20 protein-coding genes are annotated in these 18,692 nt (G+C 64.6%); 10 read left to right on the top strand and 10 right to left on the bottom strand.

Annotated elements, in window-relative coordinates; genetic code table 11:
• The 10 genes from AAFN55_RS20830 to AAFN55_RS20785 all read left to right on the top strand — a co-directional run bounded on the left by AAFN55_RS20830 (position 1) and on the right by AAFN55_RS20785 (position 8,299).
• Complete coding sequence (locus AAFN55_RS20830; protein ID WP_347801061.1) at positions 1-375, top strand: ASCH domain-containing protein; 375 nt, start codon at positions 1-3, stop codon at positions 373-375.
• A complete protein-coding gene (locus tag AAFN55_RS20825; RefSeq protein ID WP_347800887.1) occupies positions 372-1,067 on the top strand; it encodes an aspartate/glutamate racemase family protein in 696 nt (231 codons plus the stop codon). The genes AAFN55_RS20830 and AAFN55_RS20825 overlap by 4 nt, the downstream gene beginning before the upstream one ends.
• Before the next feature lie 92 nt (positions 1,068-1,159).
• A complete protein-coding gene (locus AAFN55_RS20820; protein ID WP_347800886.1) occupies positions 1,160-1,555 on the top strand; it encodes a DUF4345 family protein in 396 nt (131 codons plus the stop codon).
• A 238-nt stretch (positions 1,556-1,793) separates the two neighbouring features.
• On the top strand, positions 1,794-2,354 hold the full coding sequence (locus AAFN55_RS20815) for a F0F1 ATP synthase subunit delta (RefSeq protein WP_347800885.1): 561 nt from the start codon (positions 1,794-1,796) through the stop codon (positions 2,352-2,354).
• A complete protein-coding gene (gene atpA / locus AAFN55_RS20810) occupies positions 2,354-3,883 on the top strand; it encodes a F0F1 ATP synthase subunit alpha (protein ID WP_347800884.1) in 1,530 nt (509 codons plus the stop codon). Before AAFN55_RS20815 ends, atpA begins: the two co-directional genes overlap by 1 nt.
• Positions 3,884-3,915: 32 nt before the next feature.
• Positions 3,916-4,794: a F0F1 ATP synthase subunit gamma gene (locus tag AAFN55_RS20805; protein WP_347800883.1), complete on the top strand. Its 879-nt coding sequence runs from the start codon at positions 3,916-3,918 to the stop codon at positions 4,792-4,794.
• A 76-nt stretch (positions 4,795-4,870) separates the two neighbouring features.
• Complete coding sequence (atpD, locus tag AAFN55_RS20800; RefSeq protein WP_347800882.1) at positions 4,871-6,475, top strand: F0F1 ATP synthase subunit beta; 1,605 nt, start codon at positions 4,871-4,873, stop codon at positions 6,473-6,475.
• Positions 6,476-6,477: 2 nt separating this feature from the next.
• Positions 6,478-6,717 carry a hypothetical protein gene (locus tag AAFN55_RS20795; RefSeq protein WP_347800881.1) on the top strand — a complete coding sequence of 80 codons (240 nt, stop codon included), beginning with the start codon at positions 6,478-6,480 and terminating at the stop codon, positions 6,715-6,717.
• A complete protein-coding gene (locus tag AAFN55_RS20790) occupies positions 6,714-7,112 on the top strand; it encodes a F0F1 ATP synthase subunit epsilon (protein ID WP_347801060.1) in 399 nt (132 codons plus the stop codon). Before AAFN55_RS20795 ends, AAFN55_RS20790 begins: the two co-directional genes overlap by 4 nt.
• Before the next feature lie 173 nt (positions 7,113-7,285).
• A complete protein-coding gene (locus AAFN55_RS20785; RefSeq protein ID WP_347800880.1) occupies positions 7,286-8,299 on the top strand; it encodes a peptidoglycan DD-metalloendopeptidase family protein in 1,014 nt (337 codons plus the stop codon).
• A 14-nt stretch (positions 8,300-8,313) separates the two neighbouring features.
• Here AAFN55_RS20785 and AAFN55_RS20780 read toward each other — a convergent pair whose 3' ends face one another.
• The 10 genes from AAFN55_RS20780 to proB all read right to left on the bottom strand — a co-directional run bounded on the left by AAFN55_RS20780 (position 8,314) and on the right by proB (position 18,593).
• Positions 8,314-8,838, bottom strand: a complete 525-nt coding sequence (locus AAFN55_RS20780; RefSeq protein WP_347800879.1) for an RNA pyrophosphohydrolase — start codon at positions 8,836-8,838, stop codon at positions 8,314-8,316.
• A 3-nt stretch (positions 8,839-8,841) separates the two neighbouring features.
• Positions 8,842-10,023, bottom strand: coding sequence for a divergent polysaccharide deacetylase family protein (locus AAFN55_RS20775; protein ID WP_347800878.1), 1,182 nt, complete (start codon positions 10,021-10,023; stop codon positions 8,842-8,844).
• A 120-nt stretch (positions 10,024-10,143) separates the two neighbouring features.
• Entirely contained in the window at positions 10,144-11,469 is a 1,326-nt protein-coding gene (locus AAFN55_RS20770) for a S41 family peptidase (protein WP_347800877.1), read from the bottom strand.
• Entirely contained in the window at positions 11,459-12,784 is a 1,326-nt protein-coding gene (locus AAFN55_RS20765; RefSeq protein WP_347800876.1) for a murein hydrolase activator EnvC, read from the bottom strand. The genes AAFN55_RS20770 and AAFN55_RS20765 overlap by 11 nt, the downstream gene beginning before the upstream one ends.
• 125 nt (positions 12,785-12,909) lie before the next feature.
• A complete protein-coding gene (gene rlmH / locus AAFN55_RS20760; RefSeq protein WP_347800875.1) occupies positions 12,910-13,389 on the bottom strand; it encodes a 23S rRNA (pseudouridine(1915)-N(3))-methyltransferase RlmH in 480 nt (159 codons plus the stop codon).
• Between the two features lie 39 nt (positions 13,390-13,428).
• A complete protein-coding gene (rsfS, locus tag AAFN55_RS20755; protein ID WP_347801059.1) occupies positions 13,429-13,779 on the bottom strand; it encodes a ribosome silencing factor in 351 nt (116 codons plus the stop codon).
• 176 nt (positions 13,780-13,955) lie between these two features.
• Complete coding sequence (locus AAFN55_RS20750; protein WP_347800874.1) at positions 13,956-15,266, bottom strand: MFS transporter; 1,311 nt, start codon at positions 15,264-15,266, stop codon at positions 13,956-13,958.
• Between the two features lie 95 nt (positions 15,267-15,361).
• Positions 15,362-15,949 carry a nicotinate-nucleotide adenylyltransferase gene (locus AAFN55_RS20745; RefSeq protein ID WP_347801058.1) on the bottom strand — a complete coding sequence of 196 codons (588 nt, stop codon included), beginning with the start codon at positions 15,947-15,949 and terminating at the stop codon, positions 15,362-15,364.
• Between the two features lie 211 nt (positions 15,950-16,160).
• A complete protein-coding gene (locus AAFN55_RS20740; RefSeq protein ID WP_347800873.1) occupies positions 16,161-17,447 on the bottom strand; it encodes a glutamate-5-semialdehyde dehydrogenase in 1,287 nt (428 codons plus the stop codon).
• A 3-nt stretch (positions 17,448-17,450) separates the two neighbouring features.
• Positions 17,451-18,593: a glutamate 5-kinase gene (gene proB, locus AAFN55_RS20735; protein WP_347800872.1), complete on the bottom strand. Its 1,143-nt coding sequence runs from the start codon at positions 18,591-18,593 to the stop codon at positions 17,451-17,453.
• Between the last annotated feature and the right edge of the window lie 99 nt (positions 18,594-18,692).

The raw sequence follows: 18,692 nt of genomic DNA, 5'->3' as shown, positions 1-18,692 counted from the left end.
ATGATGCAGTCGCTCGGCGTCGTACCGCGCCTGTTTCCTGAGATCGTGAATGGCGAGAAGCAATCGACCATCCGCTGGCGCGAAGAGCCGATCGAGCCCGGCTACATGCTCTATGTCTGCGATGGCGCGCCCGAGCGGACGGCGCTGGTGTGGGTGATTGCGGTGACGACGATGCCGCTGAGGGATGCGGCCGCCTATCTCGGCCGCGAAAGGGACTGGCCCGACGGCGTGATGCTCGACGGCATGCGCGAGCATTATCCGGCGATAACGCTCGACGATGCCGTGGAGATCGTGGAGCATCTCACGCCGGACGAGACCCGGCTACGGGGCGATTTCCCGGCTGTACAGGGCGCGCCAGCGGAAGGACGACCATGAAGACGATCGGGCTGCTCGGCGGCATGAGCTGGGAATCGACCGCGATCTACTATCGCCATCTCAACGAGATGGCGCGCGAGCGGCTGGGCGGCCTGCATTCGGCGAGCCTGCTGATCCGGTCCTTCGATTTCGCCGAAATCGCGGACCGGCAGCACGCGGGCGACTGGGACGGAGCCGGCGCGATCCTCACGGAGGCGGCGCGAAGGCTTGAAGATGCGGGCGCTGGCGTCATGGTGATCGCCACGAACACGATGCATCTGGTTGCCGATCAAGTGCAGGCGGCGATCTCGATACCCCTGATCCACATAGCGGACGCGACCGCTGCAGCGGTGACGCGTGCGGGCTCGCGAAGGCCGGCTCTCCTTGCGACGCGATTCACCATGGAAGAAGATTTCTACAAGGGCCGGCTGTCAGCGCGTCACGGCTTGGATGCGGTGGTGCCTGACGCGGCAGGCCGCGCCATGGTCCACCGCGTCATTTATGACGAGCTTTGCCAAGGCATCGTCAGCGCGCCATCCAAGGCGGCCTATCTGGCGGAGATCGAGCGCATGCGCCGTGATGACGGGATCGACGGCGTGATCATGGGATGCACTGAAATCACCATGCTGATCGGGCAGGAGGACATCGACCTGCCGGCCTTCGACACGACCCGCATCCATGCCGAGGCAGCCTTCGAGGCCGCACTTGCCTGACAAGGTGCGCGCGGACTTGAAATCCCGCTCCCACAGTTCGGCGTGATGATCTAAGATGGACGCGAAGCAGATCGATCTTCGAGGGGATTAGCATGGAATTCGCGTTTCCGTGGCCGATGAGCCAGGGAGAATGGCTGGCCTGGTCGTCCGCCGTCATCACCATCATCTTCGGCCTGATGATGCTGTTCGCACCCAGGATCGCGTTGCGGGTGATGCGGCTGCAGACGACGGCGGATCATCCGGAGGCCGTGTCCGAGGCGCGGGCGACGATGGCCGGGTTCTACCTCGGCACCGGTCTCGCCTGTATCCTGCTGGCGCAGCCGCTGCTCTATCTGGCACTCGGGCTGTGCTGGGGGCTGACCGCCTTCGGCCGGATCATTTCGATGCTCTCCGATAATGGAAACGGCATCTACAACTGGCTCTCGCTGATCCTGGAAATCGTCCTGGCGGGGCTGGCGCTCGGCTACGCGCTCGGTCTGGTGGCCTGATTCCGGGGGCAGGCGGCGCGGGCATTGCCCGGCTGCGACAAAACTGCCGCGAATCCTTGCCTCACCGCGTGTTGCGAGGCAGGAAAGCCTGTGCTAGACGGCAATCGACTTTAGGCCGGAACGATATGGCTTGCCCATCTTCCGGTTGGTAAACTTCAACAAGGTCAAAGATTTAGCCAGAGTTTGACGCTCCAGCGGTAAATCTTGCGGCCTGTCAGGCAGAGAGAAAAGACGGTCCGTGGCACAGTCTGGCTCGATGATCTCCGGAGTGGCAGAACGATATGCGGGTTCGCTCTACGAACTCGCTGCGGAAGCCAAGGTAGTTGCCAAGGTCGAGAGCGATCTCGACCGCTTCGAAAAGCTTCTGGATGGCAGCGAGGACCTGCAGCGCCTCGTGTGGAGTCCCGTCTTTTCCGCGGACGACCAGCTCAAGGCGATCTCGGCCATCGTCGACAAGGCCAAGATCACCGGCCTGACCGGAAACTTCCTGCGCGTCGTCGCTCGCAACCGTCGCCTGTTCGTGGTGCCCGGCATGATCCGCGCCTTCCGCAAGATCGCGGCTGACGGTCGCGGCGAAGTCGCTGCCGACGTCGTTTCGGCGCATGCGCTGACGTCTGCTCAGCAGACCGAACTCAAGGCGGCGCTCAAGGGCGTTGCCGGCAAGGATGTCACCATCAACCTGACGGTGGATCCCTCCATTCTCGGCGGTCTCGTGGTCAAGATGGGCTCGCGCCAGATCGACACGTCGCTCAAAACCAAACTCGCTTCGCTTAAGCTCGCACTGAAAGAGGTCGGCTGATGGATATCCGCGCCGCGGAAATTTCCGCAATTCTCAAGGACCAGATCAAGAATTTCGGCAAGGAGGCTCAGGTCTCCGAAGTCGGCCAGGTGCTTTCCGTCGGTGACGGTATCGCCCGCGTCTACGGCCTCGACAATGTCCAGGCCGGCGAAATGGTCGAGTTCCCGGGCGGCATCCGCGGCATGGCCCTCAACCTCGAAGCCGACAATGTCGGCGTCGTCATCTTCGGCGCCGACCGCGACATCAAGGAAGGCGACACCGTCAAGCGCACCGGCGCGATCGTGGACGTGCCCGTCGGCCCCGAGCTGCTCGGCCGCGTCGTCGACGCGCTCGGCAACCCGATCGACGGCAAAGGCCCGATCAAGGCCGCCAAGCGCTCGCGCGTCGACATCAAGGCGCCCGGCATCATTCCCCGCAAGTCGGTGAACGAGCCGATGTCGACCGGCCTCAAGGCCATCGACGCGCTCATCCCGGTCGGCCGCGGCCAGCGCGAGCTGGTCATCGGTGACCGTCAGACCGGCAAGACCGCGATCATTCTCGACACGATCCTGAACCAGAAGGCCGTTCATGTCTCCGGTCTGGACAGCGAGAAGCTCTACTGCGTCTATGTCGCCATCGGCCAGAAGCGTTCGACCGTCGCGCAGTTCGTGAAGGTGCTCGAAGAGCGCGGCGCGCTCGAATATTCGATCATCGTCGCGGCAACCGCGTCCGACCCGGCTCCGATGCAGTATCTGGCTCCGATGGCCGGCTGCGCCATGGCCGAATATTTCCGCGACAACGGCCAGCACGCGCTGATCGCTTATGACGATCTGTCGAAGCAGGCTGTCGCCTATCGCCAGATGTCGCTCCTGCTGCGTCGTCCGCCCGGCCGCGAAGCCTATCCCGGCGACGTCTTCTACCTGCATTCGCGTCTGCTCGAGCGCGCCGCGAAGCTCAATGACGACATGGGCGGCGGTTCGCTGACCGCGCTGCCGATCATCGAGACGCAGGCGAACGACGTGTCGGCCTACATCCCGACCAACGTGATCTCGATCACCGATGGCCAGATCTTCCTCGAGACCAACCTGTTCTTCCAGGGCATCCGTCCTGCGGTGAACGTCGGCCTCTCGGTTTCGCGCGTCGGCTCCGCCGCGCAGATCAAGGCGATGAAGCAGGTTGCCGGCTCGATCAAGGGCGAACTCGCGCAGTATCGCGAGATGGCCGCGTTCGCGCAGTTCGGCTCCGACCTCGACGCCTCGACGCAGCGCCTGCTCAACCGCGGCGCACGCCTGACTGAACTCCTGAAGCAGCCGCAGTTCTCGCCGCTGAAGACGGAAGAGCAGGTCGCCGTGATCTTTGCGGGCACGCAGGGCTACCTCGACAAGCTGCCGGTCAATCAGGTCGGCAAGTTCGAACAGGGTCTGCTGGCTCACATGCGTTCGGACGGCAAGGCCGTGCTCGACGCGATCCGTCAGGAGAAGGCTCTCTCCGACGATCTTCGCGGCAAGCTCAAGGCCGAAATCGACACGTTCGCCAAGAACTTCGTCTGAGGCGTGCCGGATACTGGAGTTAGGGTAGCCGCATGGCTTCACTGAAAGACCTTCGCAATCGCATCGCCTCCGTGAAGGCGACGCAGAAGATCACCAAGGCGATGCAGATGGTCGCCGCGGCGAAGCTGCGTCGCGCGCAGGAAGCAGCCGAAGCCGCGCGCCCCTATTCGGAGCGCATGGCAGCGGTGCTCGCCAATATCGGCCAGGCAGTCGAAGGCGCGGACGCGCCCGCGCTGATGGCCGGCACGGGCAAGGACGACGTGCACCTGCTGATCGTCGCCACCGCCGAGCGCGGCCTGTGCGGCGGCTTCAACAGCCAGATCGCACGTCTGGCCCGCGAGCATACGCGTCGCCTTCTGTCGCAGGGCAAGACGGTGAAGATCATCACGGTCGGCAAGAAGGGCTACGACATCCTTCGCCGTGACTTCGCCGACAAGATCATCGATCGCGTCGAGCTTCGTGATGCCAAGCAGGTCGGCTTCGTTCATGCCGACGCCGTTTCGCGCAAGGTGATCTCGCTCTTCAATCAGGGCGAGTTCGACGTCGCGACGCTGTTCTTCTCGCAGTTCAAGTCGGTGATCTCGCAGATCCCGACCGCGCAGCAGATCATTCCGGCGGCAGCCCCTGCGGCGGTCGAGGAGACCAGCGGTGCGGGTGCGGTCTACGAATACGAGCCGGATGCGGGCGAAATCCTCGCCGACCTGATTCCGCGCAACATTTCGGTGCAGATTTTCCGGGCGTTGCTCGAAAACGCTGCCGGCGAGATGGGCGCGAAGATGACCGCGATGGACAACGCCACGCGCAATGCCGGCGACATGATCAACAAGCTCTCGATCACCTACAACCGTCAGCGCCAGGCGCAGATTACCAAGGAACTGATCGAGATCATTTCGGGCGCCGAGGCGCTCTAGTCGTCGGGAGGCGGCAGGGCGCAGACCCTGATCGTTTCCCCGACGCGTAACAGGAACACTGAAGAGGGTATTCACGATGGCTAAAGCAGCTACCCCCAAGAAGGCCCCGGCGGCAGCCGCCAAGGCCGCAGCAGAGCCCAAGGCGGCTGCCCCCAAGGCAGCGGCTGCACAGGCACCGGCAGTCAAGAAGGCCGCTCCCGCCAAGGCAGCGGCTCCCAAGGCCGCAGCGGCCAAGGCACCTGCCGCGCGCGCAGCCGCGACCGGCGCAGTCGGCCAGCTTCGCCAGGTCATCGGCGCCGTCGTCGACGTGTCGTTCGATGAAGGCCAGTTGCCGGCGATCCTGAACGCGGTCGAAACCGACAATCAGGGCGTCCGCCTCGTTCTCGAAGTGGCGCAGCATCTCGGTGAGAACACCGTTCGCTGCATCGCGATGGACTCGACCGAAGGTCTCGTTCGCGGCCAGAAGGTCACCGATACCGGCGCACCCATCACGGTGCCGGTCGGACCCGAAATGCTGGGCCGCATCATCAACGTCATCGGCGAGCCGATCGACGAGGAAGGCCCGGTCCACGGCGTCGAGATGCGTCCGATCCACGCACCGGCTCCCGAATATGTCGAGCAGTCGACGGACTCGGCTATCCTCGTCACCGGTATCAAGGTCATCGATCTTCTGGCTCCTTACGCCAAGGGCGGCAAGATCGGCCTGTTCGGCGGCGCGGGCGTCGGCAAGACCGTTCTGATCCAGGAACTGATCAACAACATCGCGAAGGCCCATGGCGGCTACTCGGTGTTCGCCGGCGTTGGCGAGCGCACCCGCGAAGGCAACGATCTCTATCACGAGTTCATCGAATCGGGCGTCAACAAGAAGGGCGGCGGCGAAGGCTCCAAGGCCGCACTCGTCTACGGCCAGATGAACGAGCCGCCCGGTGCGCGCGCGCGCGTCGGTCTGACCGGTCTGACCGTCGCCGAATATTTCCGCGACCAAGGCCAGGACGTTCTGTTCTTCGTCGACAACATCTTCCGCTTCACGCAGGCGGGTTCGGAAGTGTCCGCGCTTCTCGGCCGTATTCCTTCGGCCGTGGGCTATCAGCCGACGCTGGCGACCGACATGGGCGCCCTGCAGGAGCGCATCACCACGACGACCAAGGGCTCGATCACGTCCGTGCAGGCCATCTACGTGCCCGCCGACGACTTGACCGATCCGGCGCCGGCAACCTCGTTCGCCCATCTGGACGCAACGACGACGCTGAACCGCTCGATCGCCGAAAAGGGCATCTACCCGGCCGTCGATCCGCTCGACTCCACGTCGCGCATGCTCGACCCGCAGATCGTCGGCGAAGAGCACTATGCGGTGGCCCGTGACGTCCAGCAGACGCTGCAGCGCTACAAGTCGCTTCAGGACATCATCGCGATCCTGGGCATGGACGAGCTGTCCGAAGAGGACAAGCTGACCGTGGCCCGCGCCCGCAAGATCGAGCGCTTCCTGTCGCAGCCCTTCTTCGTGGCTGAAGTCTTCACCGGCGCGCCGGGCAAGCTGGTCGACCTCGCGGACACCATCAAGGGCTTCAAGGGCCTGGTGGCCGGTGAGTACGATCACCTCCCGGAGGTGGCGTTCTACATGGTCGGTTCGATCGACGAAGCCGTCGAGAAGGCCCAGAAGCTGGCAGCGGAAGCAGCCTGACGATGGATGAAGACTCCGGCGAGGACTTCTGCTGCGCGGACTTTGAGGACGTGACGGCGGGCTTGCCGGAGGAAGCGTCGCCTTCGCTTTTCGTGAACGACGACGGTGTGCTGATGCTCACCGTCGGGACGATCGAGACGGATGAAGGCTTCGCTTTCATGGACCACGCGGTCCTGTTCTGCCCGTTCTGCGGAACGCAGTTGCAGGACGCCGGTAAGATAGCTGGGAAGGTCGGTCACTGATGGCCAGTTTCAAATTCGATCTCGTTTCGCCTGAGCGGCTTCTGGTCTCGGAAGAGGTCGAGTCCGTGATCATTCCGGCTACGGAAGGCGAGATGACGGTCATGGCAAACCATGCGCCGGTGATGACCACCATCAAGCCGGGTGTCGTGACGGTGAAGGCCGCGTCGGGCTCCGAGGAGCGCTATGTGGTGTTCGGCGGCTTTGCCGACATCCTGCCGTCGGGCTGCACGCTTCTGGCGGAATCCGCGACCCGCGTGAAGGACATCGACCGCGACGAGCTTTCGCGCCGTATCCAGGACGCCAAGGAGGACGTGAACGACGCGCAGGACGACGCGACCCGCACCAAGGCCGAGCAGTTCCTGGCTCAGCTTGCGACCCTGCAGGACGCCGTCTGAGAGCCCTTTTCGGACCCGCACGTTTTGATGAAGGCCGGCGCAAGCCGGCCTTTCGCGTTTGGGCTCCCGAACGCGCAAAAGCCGATCGGCGATTGGCGTACAGCCACATTTTCCCTGAAACCATCGCGTAGCGTGCCCGTTCGGGACAGGGGCGCGCGAACATGGAGATGGACATGACTGGTTTGAGAGCGGCTACGCGGCGAGGAGTCCTGGCAGCGGCATCCGCGATCTGGCTCACCACCGCAGCTTATGCCGACGATGCGACGCTCGAAGCGGGCCGTGGCTATACCGAGCAGTTTCAAAAGGGCAGTTTCGACGAACTGTGGGAGCGCATGTCCGACGAGATGAAGACGGCGCTGCAGTCGCCGCAATCGCTGGCCGATGTTCATGAAACGCTGGCGGCGCAGGTCGGCGAAGAGACGAGCGTTCTGTCCGAAACCTCGGACGAGCAGGGCGGGTTGCGCATCTACCTGCGCACAGCGCAGCACGAGAACACCGAGACCCCGGTTATCACGCAATTCGCGCTCGACGAGGAAGACCGCATCTACGGCTTCTTCGTACGCCCGGCGCAGGACGCAGCCGAATCGCGTTTCCTCGACTATGAGACGAAGGCCGATCTGCGCCTCCCGTTCGAGGGCCGCTGGACGGTCGTCTGGGGCGGTCGCACGCCGAATCTGAACTACCACGCGGTCGTGAGCGAGCAGCGTTTCGCCTCCGACTTCCTGATCCAGTTGGATGGCTCCACCCACAAGGGCGAGGGGCTGGTTCTGGAGGATTATCATTGCTGGGACCGGCCGATCTTGGCGCCAGCCAGAGGCGCGGTGGTCGCTGCGGAAAATGCGCTTCCCGACCAGCCGATCGGCGAGATGGACCCCGAAAAGCCTGCCGGCAACCACGTCGTGCTCGATCTCGGCAATGACGAGTATCTGTTCCTCGCGCACCTCAAGCAGGGAAGCGTCGAGGTAAAGGTCGGGGATACGGTGGAAAGCGGCCAGCAGATCGGCACCTGCGGAAACAGCGGCAACACCTCTGAGCCCCATCTGCACGTTCACATGCAGAATACGCCGGATCTCACCAAGGGCGAGGGGTTGCCGGCCTTCTTCAATCGCTACGTCGCCGATGGCGAGGCCGTGGAGCGCGGCGAGCCGCAACAGGGGCAGGTCATCGAGCCCGCTGATGACGACTAAGTGAGGCTCGCCGCCTACTCCACCAGATGGCGGAAGGCGGCGACGACTTCTTCATAGACCTTGCGCTTGAAGGGAACGATCAGGCCCGGCAGGTCCTCCATGCGACGCCATGCCCACGCCTCGAACTCGGCCTCGTGGCCGCCGGGCGGCGGGTTGATGCGGATCTCGCTCTCGTCGCCATGGAAGCGGAAGGCGAACCACTTTTGCGTCTGGCCGCGATATCTGCCCTTCCAGGCTGTGCCGACCCTTTCGGCGGGCAGGTCGTAATTCACCCAACCGGGCGTCTCGGCAAGCAACGCGGCGCTCTCGATGCCGGTCTCCTCGAAGAGCTCGCGTCTGGCAGCCTCAAGCGGCTCCTCGCCCTTGTCGATGCCACCCTGCGGCATTTGCCAGAGATAGGTTTCGTCGGCCATCTCGCTCTTGTCGTCGGGCGTGCGGCGCCCGACCCAGACGAGACCGTCGGCGTTGAGGATCATCACGCCCACGCAGGGGCGATAGGGCAGCGTCTCGGGATCGACCGGCTTGTTGGTCTTCGCCATGGATCAGCCTTTCTCGGGGTCGGTTGCAATGGCGGAGATCGGCACGATCTCGATGCCGCGGCGCTTGGCTTCCTGGATCCATGTCGCGACCGCATCGACGGTGACGTCGAAGGCGGAGCCGGTTCCGACCGCGAACCCCTTGGCGCGTGCGGTGCGCTCCAGATCGTCCAGCTTCTTCAGGATCGCGCCGCGCTCGCGCTCCGTATCGATCGCCATGTCAGCGGCCGCATAGGGAAGGCCGGTCTTCGCCGCCATGTCCGGCGCGATGCTGCGCGCGGACGAGCCGTCGTCGAGGTACATCAGGCCGCGCTTGGCGAGCTCCGTGAAGAAGGGCTGCATCGCCGCGTCGTCGGTGACGAAACGCGCGCCCATGTAGTTCATGACGCCGGTATAGTTGGTGATGCGCGACAAGGCCCAATAGAGCCGGTCGCGGTTTTCCGCCGGTTGCGCGTCGACCGTCAGCGTGTTGCGGCCCGGATCGACCTGCGGATAGTCGAACGGTTCGAGCGGCACCTGCATGACGATCTCGTGGCCGGCCTGCCGCGCCGATTGCATCCAGCGGTCGAGGCTGTTGCCTCCGGAGGCGAAAGCGAGCGTCACCTCCGGCGGCAACCGCGAAATCGCGGTCTGTGTGCCTGTCTGAGAGACGCCGAGGCCGCCGATGACGATCGCGACGCGCGCGCCGCGCGTGCCCGACCACGGCCTTGCATAGACGTCGAAAGGACGGCGTCCGTCGGCGGCGCGGACCGGAAGCGGTCCACCCTCGCTGTCTTCGATCAGCGCGCGGTCCGGCAGGTGCGCGACGCGCAGATCCTGGCCGAGGGACGACGGATCGCGCACGATGATGACGCTGCTCGCGGGCGCGTCGCCCTGTTCGACCTTGATGATCGAGGGACCGGTGTTGTCCGTCCGCTCGGGATAGGCCGATGTGCTTGTGCGTGCCGGCGGCAGAGCGCTTTCGGTCGGCGCGGATGCTGCGTCAGGCGTCGAGACGACCACTTGCGGCGGCGTGCGCAGCGGTTGCTTGTCGAAGGCCACGAAACCGGCGACCGCAACGATGCAGAGCCCCGCCATCGCCAGCACCACCTGGCCCCGGCGCGGCAAATGCGGGCCCTGCCGATCCGGCTTTCGCGCGCCGAGCCCCAGCGGGCGATCGATGTCCTTGTCGAGGGGGTTCTTGCTCACGAGCGGCAACCGCGTTCAGGCCGTCGGGTGGGCGATTCGTGAATCCGCGCCGGCGCTCGATGAGAGAACGCCGACGCGGGTAAACTACGGTTCCGGCCCCGATGCCGGAACGCGAACGCTTTACTGGTTCAGGACGGCCCGGTCGGGGTTGGGGGGAAAGGCCGCGTCCGTCTTCGTGCCACGCAGCAATTCGAACGCGTAGTTCAACTGGACGTCATCCTTGGGATCCGGCGGAACGTAGGCGACCGAACCCGAGCCGGCCTCATCTTCCTGGTTGCCCTTGATGTGGCCGCGCAGGTCGGACTCGCCGCGCGAGACATCCTGGCCGAGCAGGTCTTCCGGAAGCGGCTGATCGACCTTGATGTCGGGCGTGATGCCCTTGCCCTGGATCGATGTGCCGGCCGGCGTGTAGTAGAGCGCGGTCGTCAGGCGAAGCGCGCCGTTCTCGGCGAGCGGGATAATAGTCTGCACCGATCCCTTGCCGAAGGACTGCGTGCCCAGAACCGTCGCACGACGATGATCCTGAAGCGCACCGGCCACGATCTCGGACGCACTGGCGGACCCGCCATTGATCAGGACAATAACCGGCTTGCCGTCGATCGTATCGCCGGGACGCGAGTCGAAGCGCGTGATGTTCTTCGGATCGCGCCCACGGGTCGAGACGATCTCGCCACGGTCGAGGAACGCGTCGGACACGCTCACCGCCTGGTCCAGCAGACCGCCGGGGTTGAGGCGAAGGTCGAGAACGTAGCCCTTGAGCTTGTCGTCCGGGATGTTCTTCTTGATGTCGGCGATCGCCGCCTCGAGGTCGTCGAGCGTCTTTTCCGTGAAGGAATTGATCTTGAGGTAGCCGATATCCTCTTCGACGCGATGGCGCACGGCCTTCACCTTGATGACGTCGCGAACGATCGTCAGCTTGATCGGCTGTGTCGCGCCTTCGCGCAGGATGGTCAGCTCGATCGGTGTGTTGACCGCGCCGCGCATCTTGTCGACCGCGTCGGACAACGTCATGCCGCGGATTTCCTCGCCGTCGATTTCGGCGATCAGGTCGCCCGACAGAACACCGGCGCGCTCGGCCGGCGTGCCTTCGATCGGCGCGATGACCTTCACCAGCTCGTTTTCCATCGAGACTTCGATGCCGAGGCCGCCGAATTCACCACGCGTCTGGACACGCATGTCCTTGGCGGCATCCGGGTTGAGATAGGAGGAGTGCGGATCGAGCGAGGTGAGCATGCCGTTGATGGCGCTCTCAACCAGCTTCTTCTCTTCCGGCGGTGTCACATATTGTGCCCGCACGCGCTCGAAGATGTCGCCGAAGATCGCCAGTTGGCGATAGGTTTCCGAACCCGCCGCGATTGCCGGCGATCCCGCGGAACCATAGACGAGGCTCATCGCGGATGCGCCCATCAGGGCGCCGGCAAACAGAAGCGACAACTTACGTATCATTTCCTGTCCTTCCAGAAATGCGGTCCGCCCACCATGGAGCCGGATCGACGGGTTTTCCTTCCTTGCGGAACTCGACGTAGAGTTCCGGACCGGCGCTTCCATCACCGAAGGCCACAGCGCTCGCCACTCTCGCTTCGCCCATCAAGCCAACGGGCTCTCCGGCGATGACCGACTGGCCAGGCGAAACGCTGATTCGACCCATCCCCGCCAGAACAATATGATAACCATCGCCCGCATTGAGGATCAAGAGTTGGCCGTAGGAGCGGAACGGTCCTGCGTAAAGGATCGAGCCGTCCACCGGTGCGGTTACGATTGCGGTAGAATGTGTCGCAAGCATGTCGCCTTGCAGCGTTCCGCCGCTCTCGTCCTCGGCGCCGAAGCGCCTCGCGATCTGGCCCGACACCGGCAGCCCGACCTGCCCGCGCATGGCGGAGAACGGCATGGAATTGCCAAGCAATGGCTGTTGCAGCGTCTGGGCGGGCGGCGTTGCGCCATCTTCCTCGCCCAGCGAGGCCATTCGCGCCTGTTCCTCCGCCTTCTTGGTGGCGATCTCGATCTCGCCTTCGAGCGCGTCGATGAGTTCACGCAGCGTGGTAGCCTCGCTCGCCAGTTCGGCGGCGCGGCTTTCCTCTGTCACCAGCATCTCTTCGGATTTCGCCTGAAGGCGCGCCTTTTCATCAAGAAGAAGTGATAGTCGCTGCTGCTCAGACGCTTGTTCCTCGACGGTTGCCATGAGCCGTGCGCGCTCGCTCTCGATGGTGGCGACGATGCGCGACAACTCCTTCAGATCGCCCATCAGGATTTCCGTCTCGCCGCGCAGTTCGGGCACGACGGCGGCAAGCAGGATCGAGCTGCGCACCGACGACAGCGCATCCTCCGGGCGGACGAGAATCGCCGGTGGCGGATTGAGACCGATGCGCTGGAGCGCGCCGAGCACTTCGGCGAGAACACCGCGTCGCTCGGAAAGCGACTCGCGCAATCCGCTCTCCTGAAAGCGCAGGCCTTCCAGCCGCGCCGCGATGTCGGATGCGTCCTGGCTGAGTTTGCGCTCGGTCTTTGCCGCCTGCACGAGCGCTGCCGAGATGGAGGCGTTGTCCTTGCGAATGGACTCGATTTCGGAGGCGATGGCCACGCGGCGCTCTTCGGAAAGCGTCAGCGCCTGCGTGATGCGCTCGAGTTCCAGCGTGCTCGCGGCGTGCCTGGTCGCGAGCTCGGGTGCTTCCTGCGCGCTCCCGATGGAGGGGAAGAGAAACGCTGCCGCCAGCGCCATCGCTGCGGCCCGTTTGAAGGCTGGGCGCATTGTCGTCCTGGACATCGTCTGCTTCGTTGCGGACAGACGCTAGAGCGGCTTCGTTAACGAACCATCAACCATGGTATCGTGGCGGCTCGCAAACCCCGCGTCAAACCGCGCACTGTGGAAAGGCGGGATACCGACGCGGCTCAACTGCGATGATAGGGATGGCCGGAGAGGATCGTCGCGACGCGATAGAGCTGTTCTGCAAGCATGACGCGCACGAGCTGGTGCGGCCATGTCTGGGCGCCGAACGAAATCACGAGGTCGGCTGCATCGCGCGATGTTGGCGCGTGCCCGTCCGGGCCGCCGATGGCGAAAATGAGCTGTTTGCGGCCGCCGTCGCGCAAATTGGCGATGCGGCCGCTCAGATCTTCGGAAGAGGGGTTCTTTCCGCGTTCGTCGAGCAGGAACAGGACGGAGTCGCGGCGCATCGCATCGAGGGATACGGCTTCCTCGCGGCAGCGATCCGCCGCCTGGCGCGCACGGCTTTCCACGATCTCGGTTACGCCCGAGAATTCAAGACCGATCGATGGACCGCTCTTGGAAAAGCGGTCGAAATACCGGTCGGCGAGCTCTCTTTCGGGGCCGGCCTTCATCCGGCCCACGGCGTGGACTCCGATACGCATGCAGCCTTTCCCCAAAGCCTTCCCTTTCGGGAAAGGCTTCTAGTGGACGGTTTCCTCGTCCAGGTCGGGCGTCTGCCACATCTTCTCGATGTTGTAGAATTCCCGGACTTCCGGACGGAACACGTGGACGATGATGTCGCCCGCGTCGATCAGAACCCAGTCGGCGCTGTTGAGACCTTCGACCTTGGGCATGCCCAGGCCGGCATCCTTCAGAGCCTTGATCAGGTGATCCGCGGCTGCCGATACGTGACGGTTGGACCGTCCCGACGCGACGACCATGTAGTCACCGAGGCTGGATTTCTTCTGGATGTTGATCGAGATGATGTTTTCGGCCTTGGAGTCGTCGAGACTGGCAAGAACGATGTCGAGGGCGCGAGACGCGTCGGCCATGCCGCCGATCTCGGCCGGGGAGGGCTGGATTTCCGCCTTCTTCCGCAATGCTGTTCTCAGTGTTTTTCCTTTCCAACAAGAACAAGCCGGTCAGACACGTGTTTATGTCCGACAGGATATAGATAGGCAGAGTCGTGCCACAGTTTCAAGACGCCCGAATGGCGCATGCTGACAGCTCACTGCCGGGCAGGCGCCGATGACGGGCCGGTCTCGTTTCCAAAGCCCAGTTCAACCGGGAGAGGCACTTGCGCGGTCATAGGCGCAAATGTTCCTGTCTCGTCTGCCGGAACCGGGGAGTTGCGGGCGATCCGTAGCATCACGAAGCCGCAGAAGATAGAAGCAATCGCGATCGCGACCCACATGAAGGCCTGCGTGCCGTAGACCGCCGTCAGCACGGTGCCGATGCCGGGCACGAAGAACCCGGATACCGACCACGCGAACAGCATCGTGCTCGACAATGCGACGAGGTCGTCCTTGCCGGCGCGGTCGTTGGCATGCGCGGAGGAGAGCGAATAGATCGATTCCGACGCGCCGCTCCAGACGATGTAGATCGGGATCATGACCAGCAGGGAACGCCCGTCGAAAATGCCGGCCGCGATGCCGGCGATCACGACGAGCAGCGCCGCTGCGACAAGCACGTATCTGCGGTCCGTCCGGTCGGAAATCCAGCCGAACGGCAATTGGAACAGCAGCGTGCCGAGCGGCATCGCGAACATGAGAGTGGCCACCTGCGCCTGATTGTAGCCGCTTGCCGTGGCATGGATCGGTGCGAAACCGGCGATCATCATCGACAGGCCGCCGACCGCCATCATGCCCGCGACGCCCACCGGCGAGATCGACCATGCCCGCGAGAACGCCACCGAGGCGCTTTCCGGCGGCGGTGGCGGCGGCAGGCGCGTCAAGCCGATCGGCAGGATGGACAGGGCCGTGAAGACGATGCCGACGAGCGGCGCGGTCGTGCCCGAGATGTCGAGCCAGCCCATGATGTAGGAGCCGATGCCGAGGCCGACGATGTAGCAGACGTAGAAGATCGCCATCACCCGGCCGCGTATGCGGTTCTCGACGGCGTCGTTCAGCCAGCTCTGCGCTACGATGAACATGCCGCAGATGGCGAAGCCGTAGAGCGCGCGCGCGGCGACCCAGACGACCGGCATCACGCCGGCGCCGACCGCCGCGTTCGACAGCACGATCAGCGCCGAGAAGATCATGAAGGCGCGGGCGTGGCCGACCCGGCGCACGAGCCATCCGGTCAGGAGGCAGCCCGCGATGCCGCCTGCCGACAGCCCGGTCAGGATGCCGCCGGCCCAGGTCGGATCGAAACCGGCCATGCCCAGGCGAACCGGGATATAGGCGAACATCAGCCCGTTGCCGACCGCCACCAGCGCAAGCGATATGATCACGCTCGCGACCGCCAGCGGGCTCGCGGCACCCTCCGGGACAGGCGTGGACGCCACATTTCGTGCGGGCTGTATGGACACATCGCTCATCGCCGGAAATTGCGCTGAGAAAAGCAAACGCGTGGCGGCAATTGCGACATCAAATGCGTGGCCCGAGACATAGGCCGTGCTGGATCAATCGCCGATCAGTCCCGGGCCGCTTCCCGCAGCGCCGTCGAGGACAGCGACGAGCGTGGGCCGTGGATGAAAGTCCACGCCGGCGCACGCATGCGGGCAAGGCGTGGCGCGTCTTTTTCATCGACGCGGGCATAGTCGAACGTCTTGGCCATGACCGACGAGATCAGCGAGAGCGTCGATCCCGGCCGGTCTATCACGGCGATCGGGAACGTCGTCGCGATCTCGCGCCAGCGCTGCCAGCGATGAAACTGGGCAAGGTTGTCGGCACCCATGATCCAGACGAAATCGACGCCCGGATTGCGGGCATGGATCAGCGCCAGAGTGTCGGCTGTGTAGCGGACGTTGAAGGCTGCCTCGAAGGCGGTCACCTTGATGCGCGGATCTTCCGCGATGGCCTCGGATTTCGCGATGCGCTCGGTGAGCGGGGCCAGTTCCCGCCCCGATTTGAGCGGGTTTCCCGGCGTCACGATCCACCAGAGCTGATCGAGACGAAGCGCGCGCAACGCAATCTCGGCCACCAGCGCGTGCCCGGCATGAGGCGGGTTGAACGACCCCCCGAACAGCCCGACCTGCATGCGCTTTTCGACGTGCGGCATGCGCAGATATTGGGCGGAGACGCCAGATGGCATCAGGGTCGGAGACTTTGCTTGAGATCGACGCGCTGCCCCTCATCCCCCTGCCGGGACCTTCTCCCCGTGAACGGGGAGAAGGGGATTGGCCGCGACGTCGCCGCTTCCTTCTCCCCGTTCACGGGGAGAAGATGCCCGCAGGGCAGATGAGGGGCAGCGCCAAGGCCGGCCAAGTATGTCACGGCCGCACCTGCCCGGTGCCGCGCACGCGATATTTGAACGAGGTGAGCTGCTCGACGCCGACCGGCCCCCGCGCGTGCATCTTGCCTGTCGCGATGCCGATTTCGGCGCCCATGCCGAACTCGCCGCCATCGGCGAACTGGGTCGAGGCGTTGTGCAGCAGGATCGCGGAATCGATCTCGGCGAAGAAGCGTTCCACCACGCCTGTGTCTTCGGCGACCACCGCTTCGGTGTGGTGCGACGACCAGTGCTCGATGTGATCGATCGCCTCTCCGACGCCATCGACCAGCTTTACCGAAATGATCGCGTCGAGATATTCGGTCGACCAGTCCGCGTCCGTTGCCGCGTTCGCGTCGGCATAGGCGGCGCGAACCTCGTCGCTGGCGCGGATTTCGCAGCCGGCCGCCTTCAGCGCATCGAGGATGGGCACGAGATGGGTGGACGCCACGGCACGATCGACCAGAAGCGTCTCGGCCGATCCGCAGATACCGGTGCGGCGCATCTTGGCGTTCACCGCGATCGACACCGCCATGTCGAGCTTCGCAGATTTGTCGATGTAGAGATGGCAGATGCCCTCCAGATGCGCGAAGACCGGCACGCGGGCCTCGGTCTGCACGCGCTCGACGAGGCTCTTGCCGCCGCGCGGCACGATCACGTCGAGATTGCCGGAGAGCCCTTTCAGCATCTCGCCGACGGCCTTGCGGTCGGTGGTCGGCACGAGCTGGATCGCTGCCTCGGGGAGCTTCGCGGCCTTCAGGCCCTCGACCAGGCAGGCGTGGATCGCCGTCGAGGAATTGACCGAATCCGAGCCGCCGCGCAGGATCACGGCGTTGCCCGCCTTGAGGCACAGCGCGCCGGCATCCGCGGTCACGTTCGGGCGGCTTTCATAGATGACGCCGATGACACCCAAGGGCGTGCGCACGCGCTCGATGTGGAGCCCGTTGGGACGATCCCACTCGGCCATCACGTCGCCGACCGGATCCTTCAGCTCGGCGATCGCCCGAATGCCGTCCGCCATCGCGCGCACGCGGTCGGGCGTCAGCTTGAGCCGGTCCATGAAGGAGGCAGACAACCCCGCCTCCTCGCCATTGGCGAGGTCGATGGCGTTGGCGTCGAGGATCGCCTGCTCGTTGCGCATGATCGCGTCGGCCATCGCGACGAGTGCCGCGTGCTTGCGCTCGGCACTTGCCATGGCGAGCGGGCGGGCGGCGGCGCGCGCATTGCGGCCGATGCCAGCCATGACGGCGACGATGTCCTCATTCGCATTGTCATGCGTCTTGAGCATTGCTCATTCCTCCGCGTCGAGCGCGTTATCGAGCGACCGCGACATCACCATATCGTCGCGATGAACCATGGCCGAGCGGGCTTCGTAGCCGAGCACGGTTTCGATCTCCGCAGTCTTCAGTCCAGCGATCCTTACGGCATCCGCTGCGTCATAGGCAACAAGGCCGCGCGCGATCTCGCCGCCGGCAGCATCGAGAATGGCGACGGTGTCGCCACGCGAAAACTGGCCGGAGACGAGCGTCACGCCGGCGGGCAGAAGCGACTTGCCGGACAAAAGCGCGCGTACCGCGCCGGCGTCGACCGTGATGCGGCCGGCGGGCTCCAGATTGCCGGCGATCCAGGTCTTGAAGCCCCGTACCGGCGTCGCGCTCGCCTTGAACCATGTGGCGCGCTCGCCGGCGTCGATCGCGGCCAGCGGGTTGAGACGGTCGCCTGCGGTGATGACCATCGTCGTGCCGGCCGTCGTCGCGATCTTGCCGGCGTCGAGCTTGGTGCGCATGCCGCCGCGCGAGAATTCGGACGCCGCCGCACCCGCCATCGCCTCGATCTCGGGCGTGATGCGTTCGACCAGCGGGATGAATCTCGCGTCGGGATTGTGGGCCGGCGGCGCATCGTAGAGCCCGTCGATGTCGGAAAGCAGGACCAGCAGGTCCGATCCCATCATGGTCGCGACGCGCGCCGCCAGACGATCATTGTCGCCGTAGCGGATTTCGGAGGTGGCGACCGTGTCGTTCTCGTTGATGACCGGCACGGCCTTGAGCTTCAAAAGCGTCGAGATCGTCGCGCGCGCGTTGAGATAGCGGCGGCGCTCCTCTGTGTCGCCGAGCGTGACGAGCACCTGGCCCGACTTCAGACCCTGGCGCGAGAGTTCTTCCGACCATGCCCCGGCAAGCGCGATCTGGCCCACGGCTGCTGCTGCCTGGCTTTCCTCGAGCCGTAGCGCGCGGGACTGGAGGCCGAGGATGGTCCGGCCAAGCGCGATCGCGCCCGACGAGACGACGAGCACATCCGCGCCTTTCGACGAAAGGTCCGCGACGTCCGCGACCAGCGAGGCCAGCCACTCACGCTTGAGACCGGCCTTGCGGTCGACGAGCAGCGCCGAGCCGATTTTTACGGTGATGCGGTTGAAGGAGGAGAGCGTGTTCATGAACTCGACCTGATAAGCTGCGGTCCTTCGCGCCCCCCTCTGTCCTGCCGGACATCTCCCCTACGAGGGGGGAGATCAGCTTGTCGCAAAGGTCGAAGC

It is taken from the genome of Mesorhizobium sp. CAU 1732 (assembly GCF_039888675.1).
Lineage (GTDB): Bacteria > Pseudomonadota > Alphaproteobacteria > Rhizobiales > Rhizobiaceae > Aerobium.
Note: the sequence above shows the minus strand (reverse complement) of the source record. Positions and strands in the feature narration are given on the sequence as shown.

What these genes read in the sequence shown, in the direction of transcription:
- AAFN55_RS20830 (WP_347801061.1), top strand. Translation starts at nt 1, where the DNA reads ATGATGCAGTCGCTCGGCGTCGTACCGCGCCTGTTTCCTGAGATCGTG.
- AAFN55_RS20825 (WP_347800887.1), top strand. Translation starts at nt 372, where the DNA reads ATGAAGACGATCGGGCTGCTCGGCGGCATGAGCTGGGAATCGACCGCG.
- AAFN55_RS20820 (WP_347800886.1), top strand. Translation starts at nt 1,160, where the DNA reads ATGGAATTCGCGTTTCCGTGGCCGATGAGCCAGGGAGAATGGCTGGCC.
- atpA (WP_347800884.1), top strand. Translation starts at nt 2,354, where the DNA reads ATGGATATCCGCGCCGCGGAAATTTCCGCAATTCTCAAGGACCAGATC.
- AAFN55_RS20805 (WP_347800883.1), top strand. Translation starts at nt 3,916, where the DNA reads ATGGCTTCACTGAAAGACCTTCGCAATCGCATCGCCTCCGTGAAGGCG.
- atpD (WP_347800882.1), top strand. Translation starts at nt 4,871, where the DNA reads ATGGCTAAAGCAGCTACCCCCAAGAAGGCCCCGGCGGCAGCCGCCAAG.
- AAFN55_RS20795 (WP_347800881.1), top strand. Translation starts at nt 6,478, where the DNA reads ATGGATGAAGACTCCGGCGAGGACTTCTGCTGCGCGGACTTTGAGGAC.
- AAFN55_RS20785 (WP_347800880.1), top strand. Translation starts at nt 7,286, where the DNA reads ATGACTGGTTTGAGAGCGGCTACGCGGCGAGGAGTCCTGGCAGCGGCA.
- AAFN55_RS20780 (WP_347800879.1), bottom strand. Translation starts at nt 8,838, where the DNA reads ATGGCGAAGACCAACAAGCCGGTCGATCCCGAGACGCTGCCCTATCGC.
- AAFN55_RS20770 (WP_347800877.1), bottom strand. Translation starts at nt 11,469, where the DNA reads ATGATACGTAAGTTGTCGCTTCTGTTTGCCGGCGCCCTGATGGGCGCA.
- AAFN55_RS20765 (WP_347800876.1), bottom strand. Translation starts at nt 12,784, where the DNA reads ATGTCCAGGACGACAATGCGCCCAGCCTTCAAACGGGCCGCAGCGATG.
- rlmH (WP_347800875.1), bottom strand. Translation starts at nt 13,389, where the DNA reads ATGCGTATCGGAGTCCACGCCGTGGGCCGGATGAAGGCCGGCCCCGAA.
- rsfS (WP_347801059.1), bottom strand. Translation starts at nt 13,779, where the DNA reads ATGGCCGACGCGTCTCGCGCCCTCGACATCGTTCTTGCCAGTCTCGAC.
- AAFN55_RS20750 (WP_347800874.1), bottom strand. Translation starts at nt 15,266, where the DNA reads ATGAGCGATGTGTCCATACAGCCCGCACGAAATGTGGCGTCCACGCCT.
- AAFN55_RS20745 (WP_347801058.1), bottom strand. Translation starts at nt 15,949, where the DNA reads ATGCCGCACGTCGAAAAGCGCATGCAGGTCGGGCTGTTCGGGGGGTCG.
- AAFN55_RS20740 (WP_347800873.1), bottom strand. Translation starts at nt 17,447, where the DNA reads ATGCTCAAGACGCATGACAATGCGAATGAGGACATCGTCGCCGTCATG.
- proB (WP_347800872.1), bottom strand. Translation starts at nt 18,593, where the DNA reads ATGAACACGCTCTCCTCCTTCAACCGCATCACCGTAAAAATCGGCTCG.